Annotated in this window: 16 protein-coding genes; 3 read left to right on the forward strand and 13 right to left on the reverse strand. The window is 70.2% G+C overall.

Translation table 11 applies throughout. The annotated features are described in order from the left end of the window. Positions 1-9 precede the first annotated feature (9 nt). The 7 genes from AB0D12_RS04210 to AB0D12_RS04240 form a co-directional block, all read right to left on the reverse strand. The gene (locus tag AB0D12_RS04210; RefSeq protein WP_362676882.1) at positions 10-1,011 is read right to left on the reverse strand and encodes a TIGR03842 family LLM class F420-dependent oxidoreductase; all 1,002 of its coding nucleotides are present in this window, start codon (positions 1,009-1,011) and stop codon (positions 10-12) included. 78 nt (positions 1,012-1,089) lie between these two features. Continuing rightward, complete coding sequence (hydA, locus tag AB0D12_RS04215) at positions 1,090-2,496, reverse strand: dihydropyrimidinase (RefSeq protein WP_362676884.1); 1,407 nt, start codon at positions 2,494-2,496, stop codon at positions 1,090-1,092. 52 nt (positions 2,497-2,548) lie between these two features. Next, positions 2,549-3,829, reverse strand: a complete 1,281-nt coding sequence (locus AB0D12_RS04220; protein WP_327326917.1) for an aspartate aminotransferase family protein — start codon at positions 3,827-3,829, stop codon at positions 2,549-2,551. Then, a complete protein-coding gene (locus tag AB0D12_RS04225; RefSeq protein ID WP_362676886.1) occupies positions 3,826-4,668 on the reverse strand; it encodes a nitrilase-related carbon-nitrogen hydrolase in 843 nt (280 codons plus the stop codon). Before AB0D12_RS04225 ends, AB0D12_RS04220 begins: the two co-directional genes overlap by 4 nt. Before the next feature lie 158 nt (positions 4,669-4,826). Continuing rightward, entirely contained in the window at positions 4,827-6,770 is a 1,944-nt protein-coding gene (locus tag AB0D12_RS04230; protein ID WP_362676888.1) for a hypothetical protein, read from the reverse strand. Between the two features lie 81 nt (positions 6,771-6,851). Continuing rightward, positions 6,852-7,232, reverse strand: coding sequence for a PPOX class F420-dependent oxidoreductase (locus AB0D12_RS04235; protein WP_362676890.1), 381 nt, complete (start codon positions 7,230-7,232; stop codon positions 6,852-6,854). A gap of 52 nt (positions 7,233-7,284) precedes the next feature. Further along, positions 7,285-7,539, reverse strand: coding sequence for a helix-turn-helix transcriptional regulator (locus tag AB0D12_RS04240; RefSeq protein ID WP_362676892.1), 255 nt, complete (start codon positions 7,537-7,539; stop codon positions 7,285-7,287). Positions 7,540-7,594: 55 nt separating this feature from the next. On the opposite strand from AB0D12_RS04240, the gene map reads away from it, so the two are divergent. Then, positions 7,595-8,362, forward strand: coding sequence for a type I methionyl aminopeptidase (gene map, locus AB0D12_RS04245; protein WP_362676894.1), 768 nt, complete (start codon positions 7,595-7,597; stop codon positions 8,360-8,362). Positions 8,363-8,436: 74 nt separating this feature from the next. Here the strand turns inward: map and AB0D12_RS04250 are convergent, their stop codons facing one another. Both AB0D12_RS04250 and ggt read right to left on the reverse strand, forming a co-directional pair. After that, complete coding sequence (locus tag AB0D12_RS04250) at positions 8,437-9,147, reverse strand: glycoside hydrolase family 75 protein (RefSeq protein ID WP_362676896.1); 711 nt, start codon at positions 9,145-9,147, stop codon at positions 8,437-8,439. A 147-nt stretch (positions 9,148-9,294) separates the two neighbouring features. Then, on the reverse strand, positions 9,295-11,112 hold the full coding sequence (gene ggt / locus AB0D12_RS04255; protein ID WP_362676898.1) for a gamma-glutamyltransferase: 1,818 nt from the start codon (positions 11,110-11,112) through the stop codon (positions 9,295-9,297). Positions 11,113-11,216: 104 nt separating this feature from the next. On the opposite strand from ggt, the gene AB0D12_RS04260 reads away from it, so the two are divergent. After that, on the forward strand, positions 11,217-11,960 hold the full coding sequence (locus AB0D12_RS04260) for a hypothetical protein (RefSeq protein ID WP_362676900.1): 744 nt from the start codon (positions 11,217-11,219) through the stop codon (positions 11,958-11,960). Here AB0D12_RS04260 and AB0D12_RS04265 read toward each other — a convergent pair. From AB0D12_RS04265 to murJ, 4 genes are all read right to left on the reverse strand, one after another. Beyond that, the gene (locus AB0D12_RS04265) at positions 11,957-13,222 is read right to left on the reverse strand and encodes a cytochrome P450 (RefSeq protein WP_362676902.1); all 1,266 of its coding nucleotides are present in this window, start codon (positions 13,220-13,222) and stop codon (positions 11,957-11,959) included. The two genes, AB0D12_RS04260 and AB0D12_RS04265, sit on opposite strands and share 4 nt — an antisense overlap. Positions 13,223-13,241: 19 nt before the next feature. Next, complete coding sequence (locus AB0D12_RS04270; protein ID WP_362676904.1) at positions 13,242-14,018, reverse strand: alpha/beta hydrolase; 777 nt, start codon at positions 14,016-14,018, stop codon at positions 13,242-13,244. An 88-nt stretch (positions 14,019-14,106) separates the two neighbouring features. Next, on the reverse strand, positions 14,107-14,664 hold the full coding sequence (locus AB0D12_RS04275) for a hypothetical protein (RefSeq protein ID WP_362676906.1): 558 nt from the start codon (positions 14,662-14,664) through the stop codon (positions 14,107-14,109). A 149-nt stretch (positions 14,665-14,813) separates the two neighbouring features. Next, positions 14,814-16,454, reverse strand: coding sequence for a murein biosynthesis integral membrane protein MurJ (murJ, locus tag AB0D12_RS04280; RefSeq protein ID WP_362676908.1), 1,641 nt, complete (start codon positions 16,452-16,454; stop codon positions 14,814-14,816). 401 nt (positions 16,455-16,855) lie between these two features. Between murJ and AB0D12_RS04285 the strand changes: the two genes are divergently transcribed. Continuing rightward, on the forward strand, positions 16,856-18,457 hold the full coding sequence (locus tag AB0D12_RS04285; RefSeq protein ID WP_362676910.1) for an alpha/beta fold hydrolase: 1,602 nt from the start codon (positions 16,856-16,858) through the stop codon (positions 18,455-18,457).

Raw genomic sequence — 18,457 nt, forward strand, 5'->3', positions numbered from 1 at the left:
CTGGACCTTTCAGCGGTTGAGTGCCGGGATGATCTCGGAGCCGTACGCGTCGATGGTCGCTTCCTTCGCGTCGTGCATGTTGTAGACCGCGAACTGGTCGACGCCCAGCTCGCGCAGCGCCGTCAGCTTTTCGATATGCGCCGCTGCGGGCCCCAGCAGACAGAAGCGGTCGACGATCTCGTCCGGGACGAAGTCCGTGGACGGGTTCCCGGCGCGGCCGTGGTGGCTGTAGTCGTAACCCTCGCGTGCCTTGATGTAGGAGGTGAGTGCCTCGGGCACCAGGTCGGAGTGCTCGCCGTAGCGGGAGACCAGGTCGGCGACGTGGTTACCGACCATTCCGCCGAACCAGCGGCACTGTTCACGGGCGTGCGCCAGGTCGTCACTGACGTACGCGGGCGCGGCAACGCAGATGGTGATGGAGTCGGGGTCACGTCCGGCGTCGGAGGCGGCGGTGCGTACGGCCGTGACCATCGACGCGGTCAGATACGGGTCGGCGAGCTGGAGGATGAACCCGTCTGCCTGCTGGCCCGCGAGCGCCAGCGCCTTGGGTCCGTACGCCGCCATCCACACCGGCAGCTTTCCGTTTCGCACCCATGGCAGCTGCAGCGGCTGGCCGTCGACGACGGCTTCCCGGCCCTCGGCCAGATCGCGGATGACGCCCATCGCCTCGCCGAGCCTGGCCAGGGTGTTGGGCTTGCGTCCCGCGACCCGCATCGCGGAGTCGCCGCGTCCGATACCGCACACGGTGCGGTTGCCGTACATGTCGTTCAGCGTCGCGAAGGTGGAGGCGGTGACCTCCCAGGTCCTGGTGCCCGGATTGGTCACCATCGGGCCGACGATGAGCTTCTCCGTGTGTTCGAGAATGCGGCTGTAGATGACGAAGGGCTCCTGCCAGAGCACTGCCGAGTCGAAGGTCCAGCCGTAGCGGAAGCCGTTGCGTTCCGCGCGTCGCATCAGTCCGACGACGGCCGAGGCCGGCGGGTCGGTCTGCAGGACAAGTCCGAAGTCCATGGCCTGGCCGCTCCTAGATGAGGTTCCTGGACGAGGTGCCCGGATGAAGTTCCAGGACGAGGTGCGTGGATGAAGTGGCTAGTTGAGGTACTGGCAGGTCCCGCGCGGGGTGTACTGGCCGTGGCCCGCCCGGCCGGTGAACTCCCGCCCGTCGATGACCACTTCGCCGCGCGACAGCACGGTCTCCACCTGCCCGGTGACCCGCTTGCCCTCGTACGCGGAGTAGTCGACGTTCATGTGGTGGGTCTCGGCCGAGAGGGTCTGTTCGGCGTGCGGGTCGTAGATGACGACGTCGGCGTCGGCGCCGGGAGCGATGGTGCCCTTCTTCGGATAGAGGCCGAACATCCGGGCCGGTGTCGCGCAGGCGATCTCGATCCAGCGGCGACGGGTGAGGTGTCCGTCGACGACCGCCTGGTGGAGCAGATCCATCCGGTTCTCCACGCCCGGCAGCCCGTTGGGGATCTTGGAGAAATCGCCGCGGCCGAGTTCCTTCTGGCCCTCGAAACAGAACGGGCAGTGGTCGGTGGAGACGACCTGCAGGTCATTGGTCCGCAGCCCGCGCCAGAGCGCGGCCTGGTGCTCCCGCGGCCGCAGCGGCGTGGAGCAGACGTACTTCGCGCCCTCGAAGTCCGGCTCAGCGAGGTTGTCGGTGGACAGGAAGAGGTACTGCGGACAGGTCTCGCCGAAGACGTTCAGCCCCTTGTCGCGGGCGGCCACCAGCTCGGCGACGGCTTCCTCGGCCGACACATGGACGACGTACAGCGGAGCTCCCGCGACCCGTGCCAGCTGGATGGCGCGGTGCGTGGCCTCGGCCTCCAGCAGGACCTTGCGCACCTCGCCGTGGTAGCGCGGATCGGTGCGGCCCTCGGCCAGCGCCTGCTCCACCAGGACGTCGATGGCGATGCCGTTCTCGGCGTGCATCATGATCAGCCCGCCGTTGGTGGCGGAGCGCTGCATGGCGCGCAGGATCTGGCCGTCGTCGCTGTAGAAGACGCCGGGGTAGGCCATGAAGAGCTTGAAGGAGGTGATGCCCTCCTCCACCAGCTTGTCCATCTCCTTCAGCGACGACTCATTGACGTCGGAGAGGATCATGTGGAAGCCGTAGTCGATGGCGCACTTGGCGTCGGCCTTGGCGTACCAGGCGTCCAGGCCTTCGCGCAGGGCGTGGCCGACCGACTGCACCGCGAAGTCGATGATGGTGGTGGTGCCGCCCCAGGCCGCGGCCCGCGTCCCGGTCTCGAAGGTGTCGGAGGCGTGCGTGCCGCCGAAGGGCAGTTCCATATGAGTGTGGGCGTCGACGCCGCCCGGAATGACGTACTTGTTCGTCGCGTCGATGGTGCGGCCGGCGGTCCAGGCCTCGGACACGGCGGAGCCATGGGCGGCGAGGGCCGCGATCCGGCCGTCCTCGATCAGTACGTCCGCGTGGATCTCGTCCGCGGCGGTGATGACCAGACCGCCGCGGATCAGGGTGCGGGTGCTGCTCATGCTGGTGCGCTCCCTCTCGTACGCTGAACTGGAGGATGAACTGATTCCTCGACTAAACGCTGTGCAGGGCCCGTTCGAGGATCGAGGCGCCCTCTTCCGCCTCCGCGACGGTCAGCGACAGCGGCGGGGCGATGCGCAGGACGCTGGTGTTGTGGCCGCCGCCCTTGCCGATCAGCAGCCCGCCCTCGCGGGCCGCTTCCAGGACGGCCGAGGCCGCCTCGGGGTTCGCCTCGTCCGTGCCGGGCTTGACCAGCTCGATGCCGATCATCAGGCCTCGGCCGCGTACTTCCCGTACGGACGCGGCACTCGCTCCGATGGCCCGCAGCCGCTCGATCAGCAGACCGCCGACGCGGCGGGCGTTGCCCTGGAGGTCGTGCTCCAGGAGATACGAGAGGTTGGCGGCGCCGGCCGCCATGGTGACCGGGGAGCCGCCGAAGGTCGAAATGGAGTTGGCGTCGAGGGAGTTCATGATCTCGGCGCGGGCGACGACGCCGCCGATGGACATGCCGTTGCCGATGCCCTTGGCAAAGGTGAGCATGTCCGGCGGCCCGTTCTCGGCGTGCGCCTGCCAGCCCCAGAAGTGCTCGCCCGTGCGGCCCCAGCCTGTCTGCACCTCGTCGGAGATCCACAGGATGCCGTGCCTGTCGAGGACCTCGCGGAAGGCCGCGTACAGACCGTCGGGCGGCGAGGTGAAACCGCCGACGCCCTGGATGGGCTCGGCGATCAGCGCGGCGACGCCGCGGGTCTGCCCGAGCAGATCCTCGAGGTCGGCGACGCATTCCTCGATGAACTGCGCGTCGGACAACCGGGCGTAGGGGCCGCGGGTGCGGACGCCGCCGTGCACGTACAGCGTCTGCAGCGGGGAGAGGCTGGTGGGCGACCAGCTGCGGTTGCCGGTGATGGAGACCGCGGAGAAGGACCGGCCGTGGTAGCTGTTGCGCATGGCCAGGATCTGGTTGGAACGGCGGAACGCGGTCGCGAGCAACAGGGCTGTGTCATTGGCCTCGGTGCCCGAGGTGGTGAAGAAGACCCGAGCGTCGGGGATGCCGGAGAGGGTCGCGACCCGCTCGGCGAGCTCGACCATCGGGCGGTTGAGGTAGAGCGTGGAGGAGTGGATGATCCGCCCGGCCTGCTCGCTCACCGCCTTGGTGACCTCGGGGAGAGCGTGAGCGGTCATGGTGGTGAGGATGCCGCCGAAGAAGTCGAGGTAGCGGTTGCCGTTCGCGTCCCAGACGTGCCGGCCCTCGCCGTGCGTGATCTCGATCGGCTGCTGGTAGTAGAGGGCGACCCAGTCGGGGATGACGGCCTTGTGGCGGTCGTGCAGGTTGGTCACGGCTGCACCAGCCCTTCGTACGCGTCGGGGCGACGGTCCCGGTAGAACGCCCACTGCTGTCGTACGACATCGATCAGGTCGAAGTCGAGGTCCCGTACGAGCAGCTCCTCCTCCTTGTCGCTGGCGACCTCACCGACGAACTGGCCTCGTGGATCGACGAAGTAGCTGGTGCCGTAGAAGTCGTTGTCGCCGTACTCTTCCTGGCCGACGCGGTTGATGGCGGCGATGTAGTACTCGTTGGCGACGGCGGACGCGGGCTGCTCCAGCTGCCAGAGGTACCCGGAGAGCCCGCGCGAGGTGGCGGACGGGTTGTAGACCAACTGAGCTCCGTTCAGGCCTAGTTGACGCCAGCCCTCCGGGAAATGACGGTCGTAGCAGATGTACACCCCGACCCTGCCGACCGCCGTGTCGAAGACCGGCCAGCCCAGATTCCCCGGCTTGAAGTAGTACTTCTCCCAGAAGCCCTTGACCTGCGGAATGTGGTGCTTGCGGTACTTGCCGAGATAGGAGCCGTCGGCGTCGATCACGGCGGCGGTGTTGTAGTAGAAGCCGGCGCCCTCGATCTCGAAGACCGGGACCACGATCACCATGCCGGTCTCGCGGGCGAGCTCCTGCATCCGGTGGACGGTCGGGCCGTCCGGAACGGGCTCGGCCCAGCGGTAGTGCTCCGGCTCCTGGACCTGGCAGAAGTACGGCGCGTTGAACACCTCTTGGAAACCGATGATCTTGGCGCCCTGGCGGGCCGCCTCGCGGGCGTGTTCCTCGTGTTTGGCAATCATGGATTCGGTGTCGCCGGTCCAGGTCGCCTGGACGAGTGCGGCGCGTACGACATTGGCCATGAGTTGCTCCTTCGACGGCGCGTCAGAGAGCTTCTACGCACGTAGATGCGGTGCGTAGGAGGAGAACGTAAGCCCCGTCACACGGCGGGGCAAGACCATCGTCGTTAACCCGCAGAGTCGATCATGTTTCACACCCGAGCGGTCCACTCCGGACTGCTTCAGCCGCTGAGGTGACCCGCTACGCGCAGCGCGTGGACGAGATCGCGCTCGTGCGCCGGGGACTGAGCGCGTGCGGCGGCGAGCAGCTGCGGCACAAGGCGGCGCGGATCCCGTTCGGCGATTCCGGCCGTGTCCTCGGCGGTGTGCACCTGTACGTAGGCGGTCAGTAGAGCCCTCGCCTCGGGATTCCGGCTCTCGTCCTCGAGGGCGAGTACGGCGGCGGCGATGTCGTCGGCGGGGCGGGCCACGCCCTGGCGCAGCAGCTGCCGGCTGTCCTCGGTCCGGCCGGCGGCGGCGAGTGCTCCGGCGGCCGACGCGAGCCGCAGGGCGGGCTGCGAGGCGGCCTCCCACAGCAGGGTGGCCCAGTCGGCGTCGAGGCCGGCGCGCTGCAGTTCGGCCGCCAGGAGGGGCAGCCAGGAGGCGGGCCGGACGGCGGCCTCGCAGATCATGGCGTGCGCCTCACCGCTCAGCCCCTCGGCCCGGAGCCGGCTGAGCGCGGCGACGGTCTCCCGCGCGGCCCTGCGCGCGCCGTCCGATACGGCGGGGGCGGCGGGCGTTTCCTGACTGGGTGCGGCGCCACCGTATCTGGCACCGCGCGGGACGTCGTCGGTGACGGGCAGCACGGGCACGGCGGCGATCTCGTCCCCGCTCCCCTCGACGCCGGCGAACCGGGCGCCCCCACGGGGCCGCCGCTTCTTGGCGGAACGGGTCTCGGGCCGGCGGGGCGGAGCGACCGGGGGGTCGGGCTGTGCCTCGGGGCGGGCGGGGCCGGTTCGGGTGCCGCCGGACGCCGCTGGACCGGGAGGGGTTGGACCGAACGCGGTTGGACGGGGTGCCGCCGCGGCGCCGGGCTCGGCCGCGGCGGGCTCCGGCCGGAACCAGTCGTCGGGCAACGAGGGTCTGCCCGACCGGTGAGTGGCATCGCTGTCCGGACTGGGGTACGCGTCGTACGCCGGGTCCGCACCCGGTCGTTCCCGGAGGGCGTCCCAGCCGTCGGCGACGGCCGCCTGGGCCTCGGCCGCGGTGGGCCGTTCGTACGGCCGAGCGAAGCCGGACCAGTCGTCCGCCTCCCGGCCGTGCTCCGCTCCGCCGCCCTGTCCGTGCGGCCTGCCCGGTCCGCCCTGTCCGTGCGGCCTGCCCGGTCCGCCCGGCCCGTTCGGCTCGCCCGGTCCGTCCGCCAGGCGCGCGGGTCCGCCGACAACCGGGGCAGATCCGGGCCCCTCGGCCGTCTCATGCACCCAGCCGGGCCGGCCGTCCGCGGGGGCGGCGTGCGCATACCCGTCCGGCGCGGCGGACTCCTCCTGGACCGCGGCCCACCCCACGCCCGAGCGCGCGCGTCCGTCCGGCACCCACGTCGGCCCGCGGCCCGCCGAGGTGTCCGCCCGGCTGTACCAGCTGTCCGGCAGCACGGACGTCTCCTCGTCCGCGCCGGGCCCGTCAGGTACCGCCGCACGTCGGCCCTGCAGCTCCCTCACCCGGGCGGTCGCCCTCGCGTGGTCGTCACGTGTCCAGGCCAGTTCGTTGGCGAGTTGCTCCGACGCCGGTGTGCCCTCCGGCTCCCCGGCCAGGCGGCGCACCAGCTCTTCCGCCCGGCCCCTCGCGTACACCTGCTCGCGGCGCATCAGTTCGAGCCGTTCCGTCAGTGCCTCGCGGCCGCCCGGCTGCCGGTCGTGCACCGCCGCCGAGGCTGTGTGGAGCCGTCTCGCGCGCGCGGTTTCGGGCTCGGCGAACTGCGTCCCGCGCCCCGTCGCAAGGTCCTGGAGCAGCGACTCCACCACGTCCCAGGGCGGGATCTCGACACCGTCCAGGCAGGCCCGCATCCCCTCGGGGTCCCGCTGGCAGAAGATCCCGTACCAGCCGTCGCCCGGGTCGAGCAGCGCGGTCAGATCTCTCAAGTACCGCGCGAACGTCCCGGCCTCTACCGGAAGTTGATGCACCGTCATCGCCGCCCCTGCGCCACCCGAAAGCATCCGGTCCGGAGGCATTCGACCGCAGTCGTGTTACGGCTCTGCTACGGACAGTTTTCAGATGGTCACCGCGATGCCGGTGTGCGGCCGCTTCCCGCGTCGCACGATCGTCGCGGGCCAGTCGACCAGCCAGAACTGCCAGGTGTATTTGCGGGCGAGGAGTTTACGGATCGCGCCCATCGCGTCCCCCTCCAGCAGCCGCGCCGTGCCCTCCGCGCTCGGGGCGCCGTCCGCGATCCGGCCGCGTACGTCGCAAATTGTGACGAGGACGCGGCTGTTGTTGCGCAGGCGCTTGACCTTCCAGGAGTCGGAGCGGGTCCAGAAGAAGATCTCACCGCCGTCCACCGCGAACCACACGGGCGTGGCGACGCCCGTCCCGTCCTTGCAGAACGTGGTCACGCTGATGTACCTGGCGTCGGCGAAGTCTTCGGGAGTCACGACGCGAGGGTACGCCGCGCCGGGGTCCGAGGCGTGCGTCAGGGGGTCCGGTTCAGGCGGCGGGCGCCGGCGCGCAGCTCGCGACCAGTTCGTCCATGGACAGGCCGAGGACCGCGGCGAGTGCTGCGACGGTGAAGAAGGCGGGGGTCGGGGCGCGGCCCGTCTCGATCTTGCGCAGAGTCTCGGCGGACAGTCCGGCGGCGGCGGCCACTTCCACCATGCTGCGGTCACCGCGCGCCGTGCGCAGCAAGCGGCCGAGCCGTTCGCCGCGTTCACGCTCTTCGGGAGTGAGAGGAGTACGCACCATGCCGTTATTCTAATGCCGGTATTGAAATACCGGAGGAACCGGTATAGTAATTGGCATGGTGGAGATCAAAACCGATACATCGATCGACGCGATGCGCGAGGCCGGCCGCATCGTGGCCCAGGCACTCACGGCGGTCCGGGAAGCCGCGGCCGTCGGCGTCAGCCTCCGCGATCTCGACCGGGCCGCCCGCGCGGTCCTGGGTGAAGCCGGCGCCGCATCGCCCTTCCTCGACTACCGCCCCGAGTGGGCACCGACCCCCTTCCCCGCCGTCATCTGCGCCTCCGTCAACGACGCGATCGTGCACGGCATCCCCGGCGACTACCGGCTGAGCGACGGCGACCTGGTGAGCATCGACTGCGGCGCGATCCACGGCGGCTGGGCGGGCGACGCGGCCGTCAGCTTCACCGTCGGCCGCGCCCGCGCCGAGGACACAAAGCTGATCCGTACCGCCGAGGAGGCACTGGCGGCGGGCATCGCGGCGGCCGTCGTCGGCAACCGCATCGGCGACATCGCCCATGCCGTCGGCCGGGTGTGCCGGAAGGCCGGGTACGGGATCCCGGACGGCTTCGGCGGCCATGGTGTGGGCCGCCAAATGCACGAGGACCCGGGCGTCCCCAACGAGGGACGCCCGGGCCGGGGAATGCCCCTGCGGCACGGCATGGTGCTGGCGATCGAGCCGATGGTGATCGGCGGCGGCACCGACGACCACTACACGGCACGCGACGGCTGGACGGTGCGCACCGCGGACGGCAGCCGCGCCTCCCACGCGGAGCACACGGTGGCGATCACGGACGACGGCCCGCGCATCCTGACCGCGCTCTAGAGCGGGTTGTGGAAGTCCCGCCGAGCGGGCCCGCCCAGCAGCCCGCCCGGCCGCCGCCCCACCCCACCGTCCGCCTAGTTGTCCTGCAGGAACTTCTTGGCGAGGGAGTCACCGAGGCTCACCGCGGCACTGTGGCTCTCGATCGGAGAGACCTTGGAGTTCTTGAACAGGATGTACGTGACACCGGACTCGGCACCGCCGGTCTCCGGGTCCGGGTCGATGCCCAGCGCCTGCGCAGTGGCGTAGGACGCTTCGCCGATGATCTTGTTGGGGCCGGTGTCCCCCACGACGGCGTACTCCACCTTGTCGTTGTAGATGACGGCGACGACACCGCCACCCTTGATCCCGGCGCTCGAGTAGTTCCAGATGCCACTGCTGCTCGGCACGACGACATACGGCAGCTTCTCGGCGTTCAGCGGCTTGCCGTTGGACTGGTGGAAGGCCGTGTCGTCCTGGAACCAGGGGTCGGTGTTGGCATTGCACTTGCTGGTGACCTGGCCGTCGCAGTCGACGTCCAGGTCGGCCTTCCAGAACACGGCTCCGTTCTTCCCGCAGACCGGAATGTTCGCCGAAGTCTCGGTGTCCGACTTGTACTTGCCGTTGGAGATCTGCGAACAGTTCTTCACCTTGGCCAGCAGGTCGGCCGCGCTGACCGAACCTTCCTTGACGCCGGCGGCCTTCGGAACGGCGGCATGCTGCGCCGAGCTGGCGGTGGCAGGCAGCGCCGCGGCCGCGAGGAGGGCGACGCCGGAAGCAGCGGCCAGCGCGAGCGTACGAGTGCGCATGGGGGTGGCCTTTCTGTTAGGAAAGTTTCCTTACCCGTTCGCGACCAAATGTGAGCCCTCTGCATGACCGCGTCAACCCCTGGCAGCACAACGCCCGCGACCCGACCGACCATTGAGGCCGGGGCCGCGGGCGTTCGCCCTTTTTGGTCAGCCGCCGGACTGAGTACCGCTCGGGTGGACAACCATCGCGGAGCCACCGCCCCGCCGTACCTTCTCGGCAGCCGCGAGCCACCGCCCGTCGGGCAGCCGCTCGATGCCCGTCGCCGCGCCGATCTCCGGGTTCTGCCGGAAGGCATGGCCGATTGCCTCCAGCTCGGCGCGGAGCGGGCTGTTCCACAGCGCCGGTTCGAGCTCCGTCGTCGCCTGGTTGCGCTGGCTCGCGCGTGGCGCCGCGATCGCGTCGACCAGCGGCAGACTCCGGTCCAGACGGCCCGTGAGCGTCTGCAGCACCGTGGTGATGATCGTCGCGCCGCCCGGGGAGCCCACCGCAAGCACCGGACGGCCGTGGTCGAGCACGATCGTCGGAGAGATGGACGAGCGCGGACGCTTGCCCGGGCCCGGCAGATTCGGGTCGTGGACGGCCGGGTCGGCCGGAGCGAAGGAGAAGTCGGTCAGCTCGTTGTTGAGCAGGAAGCCGCGCCCCGGCACGGTGATTCCGCTGCCACCCGTCGACTCGATCGTCAGGGTGTACGCGACGACATTGCCCCACTTGTCGGCGGCGGTCAGATGGGTGGTGTTCTCGCCCTCGTACGTGGTGGGGGCGGCCGTTCCCGACGACCCGCACGCCCCGGGACTGCGCGGGTCACCGGGAGGCAGCGGGCTGGTGAGCACCGCGTTGTCCTTGATCAGGCATCCGCGCGAGTCCGCGAACCGCTGCGACAGCAACTCCTTCGTCGGCACGTCCTCGAAGGCCGGGTCACCGACCCACCGCCCGCGGTCCGCGAACGCGATCCGGCTCGCCTCGATGAAGCGGTGCAGATACTGCGCCTGCGTGGCCTTCGAAAGGTCGCTCCGCTCCAGGATGTTGAGCGCCTCGCCGACGCTCGTACCGCCCGACGAGGAGGGCGCCATGCTGTACACATCAAGACCCCGGTAGCTGACCCTGGTCGGGGCCCGGCGCTCCGTCTCGTACGACTTCAGATCCTCGGCCGTCAGATCGCCGGACCGCACGACCCGCGCCGCGCCCGGGGCCACCGGAGGCTTGCGCACCGTACGGACGATGTCCTGGGCCAGCTCACCGCGGTAGAGACTGCCGACGCCCTTGCGTCCCAGTTCCTTGTACGTACGCGCCAGATCGGGGTTTTTGAAGACCGAGCCGACCACCGGCAGTTTCCCGCCCGGCAGGAAGAGCTTCGCCGTGTCCGGGAAGTCCGCGAAGCGCGCCTGGTTGGCCTCGGTCTGCGAGCGGAAGGTGGCGTCCACGGTGAAGCCGTCCTTCGCCAGCCGCTCGGCGGGCCGCAGCAGTTGCCGCAGCGGCCTGCTGCCCCAGGCGTCCAGCGCGGTGTCCCAGGTCGCCGGGGTGCCCGGTGTGCCGACGCCGCGACCGCTCGTCACGCCCTCCTCGAACGGGATCGGCTTGCCGTTCTCGAGGAAGAGAGAGGCGTCCGCGGACCGGGGCGCGGTCTCGCGACCGTCGATGGTCTGGACCGTACGGGATGTGGCGTCGTAGTAGACGAAGAAGCCGCCACCGCCTATGCCCGCGGAGTACGGCTCCGTGACGCCGAGGGCGGCCGCGGTGGCCACCGCCGCGTCCACGGCGTTGCCGCCGCGCCGCAGCACCTCTATGCCGGCGGCCGAAGCATCCGCGTCGACGCTCGCGACGGCGCCGCCGTAGCCGGCCGCCACGGGCGTCTTGACCGGGGGCGTTACCGGCGGCGAGTGGCTCGGCGGCGCCGCGGCGCCGATCGAGACCACGGCCGCGGCAACGGCCAGAACCGACACATTCCGTGCGGTAGAGCGACGCATCCGTACCTCCAGTCAACGTACGTCCGCGCAGCGTAACTTTACCGCGACCGCCCCGTCAGGCCCGTCTCGAACAATGGTCCGCAAGACCGCTAGCATGCGCGCCCATGAATGACGACGTACGCAATATCGTGCTCGGCGTGGTGGCCGCCGGGGTCAGCGCCACACTCGGCTGGCTCACCCGCACGTACCTCTGGCGGCGCAGACTCCACCGCAAGCAGGCCTTCTTCGGGCTGCCGGGGAACTCCGAGTCCCTGCTCGTTGTCAACCGCGAGGCCGGCCGCGACGGGTCCGTGCACCGCTTCGACGTCTTCGCGCTGCTCGAGCTCTCCGCGCTGATCAAGGACTGCGGTTCGCATGCCCAGATCATCTGGCACGACATAGCCCAGCAGGGCTTCGGCGAGCGTACTGAATTCTGTGTGGGCGGCCCGTTCTCCAATCGCCGGATGGCCGCGCATCTGCAGTCGCTGCTCCCCAGCGTGAAGGTCAACACGGACCCTGAGCCGGGCCCCGACCAGGGCGCCTTCCAGATCGGCCCGGAGCGCTACCGCATGGAGCCGGGCGTCGCCGAGTACGTCATGCTGGCGCGGCTCACGGCGGGGCAGGACGCGCGGCCCGTCTTTCTCTTCTGCGGCCAGCGCGCGATCACCAACCAGGCGGCCACCCGCTATCTGGCCCGCAACCACGAGAAGCTCGCCCGCAAGCACGGCGACAACTCCTTCTGCCTGCTGCTCAAGGTCGTCAACTCCCAGGCGTACGGCCCCGATGTGGTGGAGCTGGTCGCCGATGTGACCCGGACGGCGCAGACGCCCGCCCCGGCCACGCGCAACTCCCACCGCGCCGCAAGCTAGGCCTCGGTCAGCGGCAGCGACTTGATGCCGTTGATGAAGTTGGACACCAGCCGGCGCGGCGGGCCCGCGGTCGTCAATGGCGGCAGCACATCCAGCGCCTCCTCGTGCAGGACGCGCAGCTGAAGCCGGGCGAAGTGGGCGCCGAGACAGACATGCGGGCCGTCACCGAAGGAGACGTGCGGATTCGGGGAGCGGGAGAGGTCGAGGCCGTGCGGGGCCTCGAAGACACGCTCGTCGTAGTTGGCGGAGGCGTGGAGGACGACGACCTTGTCGCCCTTGCGGATCTGCTGCCCGGCGAGGCGGATGTCCCGGGTGGCGGTGCGGCGGAAGCTGAGGACGGGCGGCTGGCGGCGCAGCAGTTCGTCGACGGCGCTGTCCGGAGCCACCTCTCCGGCCCGCAGCCTGCGCTGCTCGTCCGGGTGCTCCGCCAGCGTCAGGAAGCCGCCCGGAGCTGCGCTGCGAACGGTGTCGTTGCCCGCCACAGTGAGCAGGAAGAAGAACATCTCCAGCTCGGCGTCGGAGAGTTCCGACGCCGCGAGCGACGTCATGACGTCGTCTGCAGGCCGGCGCCGTTTGTACGCGGCGAGCTGCTGGGCGTAACTGAACATCTCCTGGAGCATGGCGGGTGAGCGCGGGTTGACGGGCGTGCCGTCGGGTCCGAGCACCGGCGGCTCGTCGGGGTCCTGGTAGGCGATGACGCGCTCGGTCCACTTCAGCAGCAGTCCCCGGTCGCTCTCCGGGACGCCCAGCAGATCGGAGAGGTTGAGCAGGGCGTAATCGTCGGTGACGGCGCTGACCAGGTCGATGACAGGACCCATATCCCGTGCCACGGTAAGGAGTTGACGCGCCCGGATCCGGGCCGCTCGGGTGAAGCGGTCGATGCGTCCCGGCGTGAAGGCGCGGCTCACCAGCCGCCGCAGCCGCCCGTGGTCCGACGGGGTCTCCCCCGCGAAGTGAGGGGAAGGGTCCTGGTTGAGCATCATGCGGCGGATGAACGGCAGATCGGCCGGGTCGGGGTCGCGGATCTGGGTGGCGCCGAGGTGTGACGAGAAGGTCCCGGAGTCCTTGAGGACCCGCACGACGTCCGCGTGGCGGGTGACCGCCCAGAAGCCGGGTCCGGCGGGCCAGCCGAGGACCTCGTACTCCTCCTGCCAGGCCACGGGGTGGTGGTCGCGCAGCTCGCGGAAGGCGTCGTGCGGCAGCCCGGCGGCGTAGATCCGCGGATCGAAGACGTCCGGCACGGTCCGGTCGGGCCTTGTCATACGGGCATTGTCATACGCCTCATACGCGGCCGTCCGCCCGAAGGAAGTCCTCGACCGTTCGGATGAGCTGGAGCGGAGTCTCGTCCATCGCGTGGTGTCCGGCGCAGGCCAGCTCGGCCAGCTTCGCGCGTGCGTAACACCGCAGCCAGGTGCGGCGCATGAAGTCCGCGCTGATCGCCGGGTCGAGGGCCCCGGTCACCGCGAGCGCCGGCGTCGTCGAGCCCGCCACCTCGTCATGGAAGTCCTCCTCCGCCCAGGAGTCGAGCCAGGCACGGAAGGCGTCGGGGTCGCTGCGGTCCACGGACCGGTCGACCATCCGGTCCAGCCAGGCGTCCGGCCGCACCGACCCGGTGGTGAAGTCGATGATGGCGCGCCGGCTCTCCGGCTTCGTGGCCGCGGAGGCGAACAGCTCCCGCTGCTCCGGCGGCATGTGCAGCCCGCTCGCGGGCACCGGCGAGATCCCGACCAGCCGCCGTACCCGGTGCGGGGCCGCGGCCAGGACGCGCTGGACGACCGATCCGCCCATCGAGTGCCCGATGAGCGAGAAGGAGTCCCAGCCGAGCCGGTCGGCGAGGGCGAGGATGTCGGCGGCGCCCTCTGTGGTGGTGTACGTGCCGGGGGCTTCCCGCGCCTCGCCGTAGCCTCGCAGATCGACGAAGACATAGGTGAAGTTGTGCCGGTCGAGGTCCGGCAGCATCGCGGCGTAGTCGGCACGGTCGGCGAGCCAGCCGTGCACGGCGATGATCCGGTGCGGGCCCGATCCGTACAGTGAATGGGGCAGGAGGAAAGGGGCCACGGCTGCTCCGATCGCCGGAAGAGGCCTACACCACCACGGTGGTGTCAACTGCCCCGCCGGGCAAGGGCGGAGAGGGGCTTGTGGAGGCCTACTGGCGCGTTTCGTCCGTCACCATGAGCCCCACCGGCGCATACTGCCTGATGGCGTCCAGCAGTTCGGCCGGATCCAGCTCGAATACCAGTGTCTCGAAACAGAGCCCTTGGCCGCTCGCCACACTGTCAGGGGCGGGAGCGAGTCTGCGGTACGCGGCCCGCAGCCGACAGGTCCGCGGCAGTTTCCCGACCGGCGCGCGACAGCCGACGACGACGTACTGCGGCAGTGCGGTCACCCGCGAGATGCCGGACCAGGGCACTGTTCTGGCCGGCCAGACCGGCAGCCGCACGGTCAGCCCGGCCGCGTCGGCACTCACCCGCAGCGGCCGCACCAGATGGCCCACGCAGCTGACCGCGAGGACGGCGATCGGCACCCCGATCACCGACATGGCGATCCCGCCGGCCGTGCCATTGGGGCCGTCGACGATCGCCCCGGCGGCGATGGCCCAGACGACGGCCAGCACGAGCGCCGCGACGGGCACCCACTCGACCTGCCGGCGCAGCCGGAGGGTCACCAGCGCCGCCGGCGGGGTGTCGCCCGTTGGATTCTCCACACCGAGAGCTTGGGACGTCCGCCACGGGAACACCAGAGGTCGGCTGAATTCCGCTCATCCGGTGGCGAGCGAGCAGCGCTCCGGCCCGCAGGAACCGTCGGTGCCGGTGGCGGTCACCTCGGTGGTGCCTTCCGGCGATTCGGCGTGGTTCAGCGGCGCAGGCGCCGGCGGGCGCCGGTCAGCAGTGCGGTGATTCCGGTGAGGCCCAGCGGACGCGCGAGCAGCGCGACGACCGCGGCCAGCGTCAGCGTCCCGGCGCCCGCCGCCGCGAAGTCCCCGGCAGCGTCGGCGAACCGGGCCGCCGCGTATCCGAGCGCGCCCGCCGGCAGGCAGGCGAGCAGCAGCCGTCCGTGCATCCTCAGGCCGGGCGAGCGCAGCAGCGCGGGCCGGCCGCCGGTCGCGAGTCTGCGGTTCAGGGTGTACGCGGTGACCGCGAAGCCCGCGAAGAGCGCGACCGAGTACGCCCCGGCCATTCCGGTCACCGCCCAGCGCGCGGGCAGCAGCAGATAAGCGACCACGGAGAGCCCGGCGTTGAGTCCGACGATCACCAGGTTGAGGAAGAAGGGGGTGCGGGTGTCGGAGAGCGCGTAGAAGCCGCGCGAGAGCACGTACTGGCCTGAGAAGGCGATCAGTCCGGGCGCGAACGCCATCAGCATCCCGGCCAGCACCGCGATGTCGTCCGGCCCGGTCCTGCCGTACCCGTAAACGCTCCCCATCACCCACGGCGCCAGCGCGAACATCGCGCAGGCCGCCGGGACCACGACCGCCGCGCTGGAGCCGAGCGCATACGAGACATCGCGCCGGACGGCCGGGAGATCGCTGTCGGCCGCGGCCCGGCTCATCCGCGGCAGCAGCGCGGTGACGAGGGAGACGGTGACGATGCCCTGCGGAACGGCCCACAGCACATAGGCATTGGTGTACGCCGTGTACCCGGCCCCGCCCGCGAGTCCCGCCTCCACCGCGTGCTTAGCGGTGGACGTCGACAGCCGGGTCACCACCCAGTAGGCGAACTGGTTGGTCAGTACGAGCAGCAATAGCCAGCCGGCCGACCGCAGCGGCCGGGTGAGCCCGCTGCCGCGCCAGTCGAAGCGCGGCCGCCAGCGGAATCCGGCCGCGCGCAGCGAGGGGATCAGCGCGAGCGCCTGGACGACGATGCCGGCCGTGGTGCCCCAGCCGAGCAGCCGGGCCCCGGACCGGCCGAGTGTGCCGCCGCTGCCGGCCGCGACCCCGAGGTACAGCCCGAACACCCCTATGACGACCAGGTTGTTGAGGACCGGCGTCCACATCATCGCGCCGAAGCGGCTGCGGGCGTTGAGTACTTGTCCGAGCAGGGTGAAGAGACCGTAGAAGAGGATCTGTGGCAGGCAGTAGCGGGCGAGGGCCACGGTCAGACTTGCCTGCGCGCCCGTGTAGTCGGTGTAGAAGGCGACCAGCGACGGCGCGGCGAGGATGGCCGCCGCCGTGATGAGCAGCAGTGCGACGGTGCAGGCGGTCAGCAGCCGGTCGGTGTACGCGGTTCCACCGTCCTCGTGTTCCTTGGCGGCCCGGACGAGTTCGGGAACGAAGACCGCGTTGAGCGCTCCGCCGATGAGCAGGGTGTAGAGGACGTTCGGGACGGTGTTGGCGACCGTGTAGCCGTCGGCGAGGAGGCCGGTGCCAAGGGCCGCGACGACGACGGCGGACCGTACGAATCCGGTGGCCCGGGAGGCGATGGAACCGGCGACCATCGCCGCGCCGCTGCGCAGTACGGACGCGGGCCGCGCGGCCGGCGCCTCGACGGTGGCCGTCATCGGCGGGCCGGACACATCTGGAAGGCGCGGCACAGCGCGTTGTCGGTGGCTCCGCCCACTGGTCTCTCCCACTCGCCGAGGGTCTCGACGACCTGGCCTCCGGTACCGAGCCTGCAGCACGCCTAGCCCGAAGAGACGATCATCATCGTCAAGGGTGGAGGGTACCTCGCGCATGACGTGGCCGTCGGCGCCGAGGTCGTGCGCACCGCGCAACATCAGCCACGGCAGGACGTGTTGGGGTGAACCTCACGGCGATGGCCGGCGCAGGCGCCGGACTCCACTCCCACTGACACGACGTCCAATAATCGTTACCCTCGCGTAACTTACCGAGTAGTTACCTCAAGTAAGTCCCCCAGGTTACCGTCGGGTCACTTTGCATTGACACGAGTGAGGAGTGACCCGTGGGACAGTCGCGCAAGGCTCTGCGCACGACCGCGATCGGTACGGTCTCCGTGGCGCTTCTCGCCGGACCGGCCGTAGGGGCGGCCGCCGGGGTGGCACCCGCTGCCCGGACGGCCGGTGTTCAGGCCCAATCCGCCGCCCCGGACGTACAGTTCGTCGACATCAAGGGTGATGGCGGCACCGTACTCAAGGCCAATGTCGTTACGCCCGCCGACGCGGACGGCACACGGAAGTACCCCGTGATCGTGCTGCCCACGAGCTGGGGCCTGCCCCAGATCGAATATCTCGCCCAGGCCAAGCAGCTCGCCGACTCGGGCTATGTCGTGGTGAGTTACAACGTCCGCGGCTTCTGGCAGTCCGGCGGCAAAATCGAGGTGGCCGGTCCGCCCGATATCGCGGACGCGTCCAAGGTGATCGACTGGGCCCTGGCGAACACCCCTGCCGACCCCGCCAAGGTCGGCATGGCCGGGATGTCGTACGGCGCCGGCATCTGTCTGCTGGCCGCCGGCCACGACAAGCGGATCAAGGCGGTCGCGGCGCTCAGCGGCTGGGCCGACCTCGGCGAGTCCATCTACAGCCGCCGCACCCAGCATCTGCAGGCAACGGCGATGCTCGCCGGAGCGGGGTATCTCACCGGCCGGCCGAGCGAGGAGTTCCAGCGGATCACGGCAGACTTCTTCTCCGCCGACGTCAGCAAGGAACCGGGACTGATCGCCTGGGGGAAGAAGCGCTCTCCCCTCACCTATCTGGACCGGATCAACGCCAACGGCGCCGCCATCATGCTCGGCAACGCCTGGGGCGACACGATCTTCCCACCCAACCAGTACGCGGACTTCTACGAGAAGCTCACCGGCCCCAAGCGGCTGGAGTTCCGCCCCGGTGACCACGCCACTGCCGAAGGCACCGGACTGTTCGGCCTGCCCAACGACACCTGGACCAGCACCCATCGCTGGCTCGACCACTACCTCAAGGGCGTCGACAACGGCGTCGAGCGCGAGCAGCCGGTCCGCCTCAAGTCCCGTTCCACCGGCGCGTACGAGAGCTATCCGGACTGGAAGTCGGTGGCGGCGACGGAGCGGAAGATCGAGCTGGACGGCACCAAGAAGATCCACGCCAACATCGACTCGGGCGCCGACGGCGGGATCATCTTCCTCTCCAGCATCCTGGACCAGTTCGCCAAGGTGCCCCCGATGGCGTGGATCCCGCTGCTGCCGCGCGCCTTCGCCGCCGTCTGGCAGTCGGAGCGGTACGGCTCCGAGCAGCGGGTGCGCGGCACCACGAAGCTGCACACCACGGTCACCGGCACCAAGGAGAGCGGCACCCTCGTCGCGTATCTCTACGACGTGGGCCCGCTCGGCCTCGGCAAGCTGGTCAGCAACGCGCCGTACACCTTCCACGGCGAGACACCCGGAAAGCCGTTCACCGTCGACCTGGAGCTGTTCTCCACCGCCTACGACGTACCGGCCGGCCACCGTCTCGCCGTGGTCGTCGACACCGTCGACCCGCTCTACATCGAGCACAACCCGTCCGGCGCGCAGCTGACCTTCTCCTCGTCCGCAGCCGACCCGTCATATCTGTCGGTCCCGCTGCACGAGAAGTGA

Source organism: Streptomyces sp. NPDC048479, from assembly GCF_040651435.1.
GTDB lineage: Bacteria > Actinomycetota > Actinomycetes > Streptomycetales > Streptomycetaceae > Streptomyces.

Coding starts and splice junctions, on each gene's coding strand:
- AB0D12_RS04265 (WP_362676902.1), bottom strand. CDS start 13,222: ATGACAAGGCCCGACCGGACCGTGCCGGACGTCTTCGATCCGCGGATC.
- AB0D12_RS04250 (WP_362676896.1), bottom strand. CDS start 9,147: ATGCGCACTCGTACGCTCGCGCTGGCCGCTGCTTCCGGCGTCGCCCTC.
- ggt (WP_362676898.1), bottom strand. CDS start 11,112: ATGCGTCGCTCTACCGCACGGAATGTGTCGGTTCTGGCCGTTGCCGCG.
- AB0D12_RS04210 (WP_362676882.1), bottom strand. CDS start 1,011: ATGGACTTCGGACTTGTCCTGCAGACCGACCCGCCGGCCTCGGCCGTC.
- AB0D12_RS04225 (WP_362676886.1), bottom strand. CDS start 4,668: ATGGCCAATGTCGTACGCGCCGCACTCGTCCAGGCGACCTGGACCGGC.
- AB0D12_RS04260 (WP_362676900.1), top strand. CDS start 11,217: ATGAATGACGACGTACGCAATATCGTGCTCGGCGTGGTGGCCGCCGGG.
- hydA (WP_362676884.1), bottom strand. CDS start 2,496: ATGAGCAGCACCCGCACCCTGATCCGCGGCGGTCTGGTCATCACCGCC.
- AB0D12_RS04230 (WP_362676888.1), bottom strand. CDS start 6,770: ATGACGGTGCATCAACTTCCGGTAGAGGCCGGGACGTTCGCGCGGTAC.
- murJ (WP_362676908.1), bottom strand. CDS start 16,454: ATGACGGCCACCGTCGAGGCGCCGGCCGCGCGGCCCGCGTCCGTACTG.
- AB0D12_RS04240 (WP_362676892.1), bottom strand. CDS start 7,539: ATGGTGCGTACTCCTCTCACTCCCGAAGAGCGTGAACGCGGCGAACGG.
- map (WP_362676894.1), top strand. CDS start 7,595: ATGGTGGAGATCAAAACCGATACATCGATCGACGCGATGCGCGAGGCC.